Raw genomic sequence first — 6,401 nt, forward strand, 5'->3', positions numbered from 1 at the left:
GGCCTCGGTGGACGTGTACGCGAGGTCAGGTGCGGGCCCAGTCGCCGTAGAGCGGGAAGCGGTCGCACAGCTCGCGGACCTCGCCGCGGACAGTGTTCGCGGTCGCCTCGTCGGCCGGGTTGGTGATCACGCGGTCGATGAGCTCCGCGATGGTGCGCATCTCCGCCACGCCCAGCCCGCGCGTGGTGAGCGCCGGCGTGCCGATGCGAATGCCGGAGGTGACGAAGGGCGACGCCGTCTCGCCGGGCACGGTGTTCTTGTTGACCGTGATGGCCGCGCGGTCCAGCGCCTTCTCCGCGTCCTTGCCGGTGATGCCCTTGCTGCGCAGGTCCACCAGCAGCAGGTGGTTGTCCGTCCCGCCGGACACGAGCGTGAAGCCGCGCTCCGCCAGCGCCTCGCCCAGCGCGCGCGCGTTGTCGATCACCTGCGCCGAGTACGCCTTGAAGTCCGGCCGCAGCGCCTCGCCGAACGCGACCGCCTTGGCGGCGATCACGTGCATGAGCGGGCCGCCCTGCACGCCGGGGAAGATCTGCTTGTCCACCGCCTTCGCGTACTCTTCGCGGCACAGGATCAGGCCGCCGCGGGGGCCGCGCAGCGTCTTGTGCGTGGTGCTGGTGACGATATCGGCGTGCGGAACGGGGTTGGGGTGGTGCCCCGTGGCGACCAGCCCGGCGATGTGGGCCATGTCCACGAACAGCTTGGCGCCGCTCTCGCGCGCGATCTCGCCGAACACCTCGAAGTCGATCTGGCGCGGGTAGGCGCTGGCGCCGGCCACGATCACCTTGGGGCGCACCTGCATGGCCTGGTCGCGCAGCTTGCCGTAGTCGATGCGGTGGTCGTCCTCGCGGACACCGTACGCGGCCACCTTGTACAGCTTTCCGCTGAAGTTCACCGGCGAGCCGTGCGTGAGGTGCCCGCCCTCGGACAGGTTCATGCCCAGGATGGTATCGCCCGGCTCGAGGAGCGCGAAGTACACCGCCATGTTGGCCTGCGCGCCGGAGTGCGGCTGCACGTTCGCGTGGTCGGCCCCGAACAGCTCCAGGGCGCGCTGGCGGGCTAGGTCCTCCACCTTGTCAACCACCTCGCAGCCGCCGTAGTAGCGCTTGCCGGGGTAGCCTTCGGCGTACTTGTTGGTCAGCACCGAGCCCATGGCCTGGAGCACCGCGTGCGAGACGAAGTTCTCGCTGGCGATCATCTCCAGCTGGTGCTCCTGCCGCTCGGCCTCTTCCACCAGCAGGCCGTGGATCTGCGGGTCCGCGTTCTTCAGGGCGTCCATGCGCTCGGTTCTTCCGGGTGCGAAGCAGTCGGTGCGAGAGGGCCGAATCTAGCCCGCCGCCCCGCGGGTGTCGAGCCCGTCCGGTCCCTCCGCCACGCCGCCCGAAGCCGGCGAATCCGTAGCTGCGGGCCGATGCGGTGCGGCTTCCGGCCTGCCTCCATCGCCCGAATCACCACCACTCGGCTCGGCAGAATCGGGAGATGCAGAGCCGGTCGATGCGGGTTCGGAAGATGTGGATTCGGGAGATGCGGATTGGGCAGATGCTGGCGCGAAGTCTTCCACCGGCTCCGCATCCGCGGCCAATTCGGCGGATTCGCGGCGTTCGAGGAGGATGCGGGCGCGCTCCATCAGCGCGTCGACCTCGGCCTGGATCTCCATCATCCGCTCGTAGGCAGCGCGCTGGTGCTGCATGGCGGCGCGAAGCTCGGCTTCCAGCGTCTTCATCTCGCCCTGCGTGGGGAACACCGTCAGGTCGTCGTCCATCTCTCCTCTTCGTTTTGATCGAGCGGCATGCGTCCGCATCCGGCATCGGCTCAGCAGGTCTGGCCGGTGGTCTCCACCGCGACGCCGAAGAAGCCGGAGACGAAGTGAACCGTCCGCCCCGCCTCGTTCTGCGCGGTCACGTCCACGCGCATCTCCACACCGGCGGCCGTGACGTTCGTGATCACCACCGACCCACTCGCCCTCACCGCGTCGAAGCCCGGCATGGCGATGGATACCCGCGCCGCGCCCTCGCCGGGGAAGTCGATGAAGCCCCACGGCTCGGCGCCGCTCGCGTCCTGCACGAAGATGAACGCCCCCGTGACCGGGATCGTCGTCCCTGCCCGCAGCGGCGTGGGCAGCGCGAGCACGAAGCGAAGCGCCGGCTCCGTGCCCGTGCGCCCGCTCACCATGACGGTGGCGTAAGGCGATCCGCCCCGCAGCGCGTCCCGAAGGTCGCGGAACGTAACGTCGCCGAGCGCGTCCGCGTCGGCCTGTCCCGTCAGGACAATCTCGGACCGAGCGCCGTCCAGCTCCACCGTTGCGGAGCCGGTCGAGCGCACCCGCTCGCCCAGGTCGGAGCCGCAGCAGCCGGAGACGAAGAATGCCGCGGCGAGCGCAGAGGCGAGCGGTTTGAAGCGGATGGGCATCGGCACGTTGCGAGTCTGGAGATGTGGTGCGCCGGTGCGCGCGAGCGGCGCGCGTGTTACGATTCGCTCCGCGGCGGCCGATCCGCAAGGCCGCACGCCATCCATCTACCGAAACCGGACGTCCTTTTGGCCGAGCAGTCCCGCAACTATCAGCCCCGCCGCTGGATGGAGCACATCGTCACCGCGGAGGAAGCAGGCCGCACGGTCGAGGAGATCGTCACCGGCTCGATGTCCATCTCCCGGCGCATGATCCAGAAGCTCACGCGCGGGCAGGGCATCCTCCTCAACCGCCGCCCCGCGTTCCTGGGCAAGAAGGTGCGCGAGGGCGACACCGTCTCGGCGCGCGCGGTGGTGCAGGAGGAGGCCATGCTGGAGCGCGTGAAGATGGACCTGAGCATCGTCCACGAAGACGCGGACGTGCTGGTGGTCGACAAGCCTCCGTTCGTGCTCGTCCACCCCACCCAGCCGGACCAGACGGAGACGCTGGCGCACGGCATCGCGTACCACTTCTGGCAGCACGGCATCAGCGCCAAGGTGCGGCCGGTGCACCGCTTGGACCGCGACACGTCCGGGCTGCTGCTGGTCGCCAAGACCGCCTTCGCGCACCAGCACCTGGACCGGCAGCTCCGCGAACGCGAGCTGAAGCGCGAGTACCTGGCGCTGGTGGACGGCACGTTCGACGAGGACGCGGGCACGATCGACGCGCCCATCGGCAAGCACAAGCTGCTGGCCAACCTGCGCGCCGTGCGCCCCAATGCGGGCGAGCCCGCCGTCACGCACTGGCGCGTGGCCGAGCGCTACCCGCGCGCGACGCTGCTGGAGCTGGAGCTGGAGACGGGCCGCACGCACCAGATCCGCGTGCACATGGCGCACGCCGGGCATCCGCTGCTGGGCGACCGGCAGTACGGCGGCCCGCCCGCGCCTGGCCTGCGCCGCCAGGCGCTCCACGCGTCGCGGCTCGCCTTCACGCACCCCACGTGCGGCGAGCGCATGACGTTCCAGGCGCCGTTGCCCGAAGACCTCGCCCGCGTTCGCGAGGGCCTGCGCCGCGCGCCGGCCTAAAGCAGCGACGACTACGACGCGCAAACGCGTATCACATCTACCGAATCGCACGCCGGTAGCCCCCGGATCGGCCGCGGCGGGAGATGCGTCGCGCCTGCCCTTGACCCTGACACTGGCGTCAGGGTTTACATTCCGCCCGTGACCGTGCCGGCACGTGGCGCCGGGACTTCGGCGAGCAGGAGATGGGGACGATGAAAGTGGGAGAGGTCGCCGAGCGGACCGGCGTAAGCGTGCGCTCCATCCGCCACTACGAGCGCGCGGGGCTGCTCACCGCCACGCGCAAGCCCAACGGCTACCGCGAGTTCGACGGCACCGCAGTCGAACGCGTCCGCGCCATCCGGCACCTGCTGGAGACGGGCTTCACGGTAGAGGAGGTGCTGTCGCTCTCCGGCTGCCTGATGGGCGCCGCGCCGGACACGAACTGCGGCGAGCGCACGCTGGCGCTGTACCGCGACAAGGTCGCGAAGATCGAGCAGCAGATGCGCACGCTGCAGCAGCTCAAGCAGCGCATCGAGGAACGCATCTGCACGCTGGAGCCGTGCTGACTTGGGCGTGAAGACGAGATGACGATGCGGGACAAACAAGCTGAACCCACGGGAGAGAAGACGATGAAGAACACCGTAGATGTGACCGACGCGACGTTCGCGCAGGAAGTGGAGCAGCAGGAAGGACTTACCATCGTGGACTTCTGGGCCACGTGGTGCGGGCCGTGCCGCATGATCGCGCCCATGCTGGACCAGATCGCGGCGGAGCAGGCGGGCAAGGTGAAGGTCGCCAAGGTCGACAGCGACGAGAACCAGCGTCTCGCGGCGCGCTTCAACGTGCGCTCCATCCCCATGCTGCTGTTCTTCAAGGATGGCAAGGTCGTGGACCAGATCGTGGGCGCGGTGCCCAAGGCCCGCATCGAAGCCACGCTCCAGCAGCACGCGTAAGCTTCGGCAGATGGGCGAGATGCGGACGATCCGCATCTCCCGGACACACGAACGGCCGAACGCGATGGGATGCGTCCGGCCCGTTTTCGTCGTTCGTGTTCGATTCCATCGTCCCGATTGACCGCGGCGGCGGCGGCGCCCTGGCGGCTAAAGCCGCGGGCTACAAGGGCGCGAAGCCCGCCTGCGCAGGCTGCTGCCGTGAGATCGCGGCGTTGCGGAGGCTCCGATGCGGGAGTCGGGACGGCTTACTTCTTCAGCGCCTCGACGTACTTCTTGCGGAACTTGGCGACCTTGGGGGCGACCACGAACTGGCAGTAGGGCTGGCTCGGGTTCCGCGCGAAGTATTCCTGGTGGTAGTTCTCCGCCGGGTAGAACGTCGATGCTTCCGCGACCTCGGTGACGATGGGCGCGTTCCAGATCTTCTCCGCGTCCATCTCGCGGATGACCTGCTCGGTCGTGGCCTTCTGCTCGGGCGAGTGGTAGAAGACGGTGGAGCGGTACTGCGTGCCCGTGTCCGCGCCCTGCCGGTTCAGCGTCGTGGGGTCGTGGACGGTGAAGAAGACCTCCAGGATCTCGCGGAACGAGACCATGGCGGGGTCGAACGTCACCTGCACCACCTCGGCATGGCCGGTGTTGCCGCCGCACACCTGCTCGTACGTGGGGTTGGGCCGCGTGCCCCCCATGTAGCCGGAAACCACGTCCTCCACGCCGCGCAGGTCGTCGAACACCGCTTCCACGCACCAGAAGCAGCCCGCACCCAGCGTAGCCACTTCCTTCGTCTGGTTCTCAGCCATCCGTCCGCCCTCCCCGGCGTCTGCTTCGGTTGTCGTCTGCATCTCACCCGTGCGGGCGACGCGAGCCGCGTGCCCGCGAGTGGCGCCCGGCAGCTACGCGGCGCTCCCGGCGGGCGTGCCGCCTTCCGGCACCGGACCCGCGCCCGCAGGGTCCTGTCCATAGTACCCTTTGAGTTCCTCGTACAGCTCCGGATGCCTACGCCGCAGCACCTCCGCCTTCTCGAAGAAGCACTCGGTGGCGACGGCGAAGAACTCCGCCGGGTTGGTGGCGCCGTAGCGGTTCATCACCGTCCGCTCGCCGTCCTCCACCGCTTCGCGCAGCTCCAGGAAGTCCTCGCGCATCACCCGGCCCCACGCGCGGTACGCGGAGCTGTTGGGGAGGACGGGCACGCCGTCCGCGCCCTCGTGCTCCTGGTCCAACTGGTGCGCGAACTCGTGCAGCACCACATTCTTGCCGTCGTGGAAGTCCGCCACGTCGCGCCGGGCCGAATCCCACGAGAGCACCACCGCGCCGTGCTGCCACGACTCGCCCAGGCGCGACGTCTCCTCCTTCGGCTGCAGCGTCATCGAGTGGACGCCCGCCGCGGATTGCGGCACGTAGGTGTGCGGGTAGACGACGATGGAGCGCAGCCGCGAGTAGAACGGGTCGCGCAGGTGCAGCGTGAGCAAGCAAGCACGCCTGCGCGGCGATGGTCACGCGGACCTCGTCGTCCAGCTCCATGCCGCCTGCGCCCTCGAAGCTCTTCTCCGCGAGGAAGACCTGCACCAGCCCTTCCAGCTTGCGCCGCTCGTCCGCCGTGAGCCGCCGCACCAGCGCGACGTTCGTGTCGATGATCTCCGCCCATTCCGGCGGGAACGGCGCCTCCATCAGCGCCCGCCGCTCGTCGCTGATCTCCGGGCTGCCGTGCATCTTCTCGTGCAGCCAGTCGATTAGCTCGTCCAGCGGCGTGTCGCCCGCGTCATCCGACCCGGCTGCGTCTGCCACGTCGCGTTCGGCATCTGTAGCGTCACCGCCGGCCCGATCGTCCGACCCGCCCGATGCGGCCGACGAGGCGTCCGCGGCTCGCTCGGCGTCCTCGCGCGCCAGGCGGTTCCGGAGCGGCACACCGGCACGGTAGATCGGCAGCGCGGCGACGAGGCCGAGCAGCGGGAGGGCGCCGGCGAGCAGGACGGTGCTGATCTCCGGCCACGTGCAGGCACCGGCGCT

The 6,401-nt window shown here is 69.5% G+C and carries 9 protein-coding genes; 4 read left to right on the forward strand and 5 right to left on the reverse strand.

Features of this window, described 5'->3' with window-relative positions:
* Positions 1 to 25: 25 nt before the first annotated feature.
* From glyA to VFE05_16245, 3 genes are read right to left on the reverse strand one after another with little or no spacing between them, the layout of a single operon-like run.
* Positions 26 to 1,276, reverse strand: coding sequence for a serine hydroxymethyltransferase (glyA, locus tag VFE05_16235; protein HET6231623.1), 1,251 nt, complete (start codon positions 1,274 to 1,276; stop codon positions 26 to 28).
* 48 nt (positions 1,277 to 1,324) lie between these two features.
* A complete protein-coding gene (locus VFE05_16240; protein ID HET6231624.1) occupies positions 1,325 to 1,759 on the reverse strand; it encodes a hypothetical protein in 435 nt (144 codons plus the stop codon).
* 50 nt (positions 1,760 to 1,809) lie between these two features.
* Positions 1,810 to 2,406: a hypothetical protein gene (locus VFE05_16245; protein HET6231625.1), complete on the reverse strand. Its 597-nt coding sequence runs from the start codon at positions 2,404 to 2,406 to the stop codon at positions 1,810 to 1,812.
* Between the two features lie 126 nt (positions 2,407 to 2,532).
* Here VFE05_16245 and VFE05_16250 point away from each other — a divergent pair, with 126 nt between their 5' ends.
* From VFE05_16250 to trxA, 3 genes are all read left to right on the forward strand, one after another.
* Positions 2,533 to 3,468, forward strand: coding sequence for an RluA family pseudouridine synthase (locus VFE05_16250; GenBank protein ID HET6231626.1), 936 nt, complete (start codon positions 2,533 to 2,535; stop codon positions 3,466 to 3,468).
* Positions 3,469 to 3,659: 191 nt separating this feature from the next.
* A complete protein-coding gene (locus VFE05_16255; GenBank protein ID HET6231627.1) occupies positions 3,660 to 4,013 on the forward strand; it encodes a MerR family transcriptional regulator in 354 nt (117 codons plus the stop codon).
* A gap of 24 nt (positions 4,014 to 4,037) precedes the next feature.
* Positions 4,038 to 4,400: a thioredoxin gene (gene trxA, locus VFE05_16260; GenBank protein ID HET6231628.1), complete on the forward strand. Its 363-nt coding sequence runs from the start codon at positions 4,038 to 4,040 to the stop codon at positions 4,398 to 4,400.
* Between the two features lie 245 nt (positions 4,401 to 4,645).
* Here the strand turns inward: trxA and msrA are convergent, their stop codons facing one another.
* Together msrA and VFE05_16270 are read right to left on the reverse strand one after the other, a co-directional pair.
* On the reverse strand, positions 4,646 to 5,194 hold the full coding sequence (gene msrA, locus VFE05_16265) for a peptide-methionine (S)-S-oxide reductase MsrA (GenBank protein ID HET6231629.1): 549 nt from the start codon (positions 5,192 to 5,194) through the stop codon (positions 4,646 to 4,648).
* 93 nt (positions 5,195 to 5,287) lie between these two features.
* Positions 5,288 to 5,863: a M90 family metallopeptidase gene (locus tag VFE05_16270; protein ID HET6231630.1), complete on the reverse strand. Its 576-nt coding sequence runs from the start codon at positions 5,861 to 5,863 to the stop codon at positions 5,288 to 5,290.
* Here VFE05_16270 and VFE05_16275 point away from each other — a divergent pair.
* The gene (locus VFE05_16275; protein HET6231631.1) at positions 5,856 to 6,128 is read left to right on the forward strand and encodes a hypothetical protein; all 273 of its coding nucleotides are present in this window, start codon (positions 5,856 to 5,858) and stop codon (positions 6,126 to 6,128) included. The genes VFE05_16270 and VFE05_16275 overlap by 8 nt on opposite strands.
* Positions 6,129 to 6,401 lie beyond the last annotated feature (273 nt).

The organism is Longimicrobiaceae bacterium, from assembly GCA_035696245.1.
Lineage (GTDB): Bacteria > Gemmatimonadota > Gemmatimonadetes > Longimicrobiales > Longimicrobiaceae > DASRQW01.

Bases quoted from the DNA above. Each gene is read 5' to 3' on its own strand.
- msrA (HET6231629.1), bottom strand. From the start codon at position 5,194: ATGGCTGAGAACCAGACGAAGGAAGTGGCTACGCTGGGTGCGGGCTGC.
- VFE05_16240 (HET6231624.1), bottom strand. From the start codon at position 1,759: ATGGACGACGACCTGACGGTGTTCCCCACGCAGGGCGAGATGAAGACG.
- VFE05_16245 (HET6231625.1), bottom strand. From the start codon at position 2,406: ATGCCCATCCGCTTCAAACCGCTCGCCTCTGCGCTCGCCGCGGCATTC.
- VFE05_16255 (HET6231627.1), top strand. From the start codon at position 3,660: ATGAAAGTGGGAGAGGTCGCCGAGCGGACCGGCGTAAGCGTGCGCTCC.
- trxA (HET6231628.1), top strand. From the start codon at position 4,038: ATGCGGGACAAACAAGCTGAACCCACGGGAGAGAAGACGATGAAGAAC.
- glyA (HET6231623.1), bottom strand. From the start codon at position 1,276: ATGGACGCCCTGAAGAACGCGGACCCGCAGATCCACGGCCTGCTGGTG.